The sequence below is a fragment of the Burkholderia sp. TSV86 genome (assembly GCF_001522865.1).
Lineage (GTDB): Bacteria > Pseudomonadota > Gammaproteobacteria > Burkholderiales > Burkholderiaceae > Burkholderia.
In genome coordinates this window covers 1-761 of sequence record NZ_LOWB01000011.1, presented here as the reverse complement: position 1 = coordinate 761, position 761 = coordinate 1, and the positions used below count along the sequence as shown (strand labels likewise).

The 761-nt window shown below is 54.8% G+C and carries 1 protein-coding gene; it reads left to right on the top strand.

What is annotated here, in order from left to right:
* The first annotated feature begins 3 nt into the window (after positions 1-3).
* Positions 4-705 carry an IS6 family transposase gene (locus WS68_RS00655; RefSeq protein WP_059568982.1) on the top strand — a complete coding sequence of 234 codons (702 nt, stop codon included), beginning with the start codon at positions 4-6 and terminating at the stop codon, positions 703-705.
* Positions 706-761: the final 56 nt, after the last annotated feature.

Sequence of the window (761 nt, the reverse complement as noted above, 5' to 3'; positions counted from 1 at the left end):
ACGATGAATCAAGCGCTGAATTCGATGTTGGCGAAGGTATTTCGGCGCCTGCATTACCCGATCGACGTGATTCTGGTGTGCGTGCGCTGGTACGTGGCCTACCCGCTGAGCTTGCGTCATCTGGAGCAAATGATGGCCGAACGCGGTGTATCGGTCGATCATTCGACCGTGCATCGATGGGCTATCAAGTTGCTGCCGGTACTGGAAAAGGCGTTTCGTCGGCGCAAGCGACCGGTGGGCAAAAGCTGGCGAATGGACGAGACGTACATCAAGGTCAACGGTGCCTGGAAATATCTCTACCGAGCCGTCGATAAGGATGGCAACACCATTGATTTTCTGCTGCGTGCCCACCGGGACAAGGCCTCTGCGCGCCGGTATTTCAAAAAATCGATCGCTCAGAACGGCGCGCCCGAGACGGTGACGATTGACCAAAGCGGGGCGAATTTGGCTGCCCTCAAGGACCTCAATGCGAGCCGCGAGCGGCCGATCAAGATTCGTCAGAGAAAATATCTGAATAACATCGTCGAGCAAGATCACCGTGCCATCAAGCGCCGAACCCGGCCGATGATGGGTTTCAAGGATTTTCACTGTGCTCGTGTTCTGCTCGGCGGCATCGAAGTCATGCACATGATCGCCAAAGGACAAATGAAGGCCGATCGCAAGAACTCGACACCCGCCGAGCAGTTCTATTCATTGATTGCATAAGGATTCCTATTCATCTCCGCCGCCTCACGCATGAACATCCTTATTGCGACAGAACC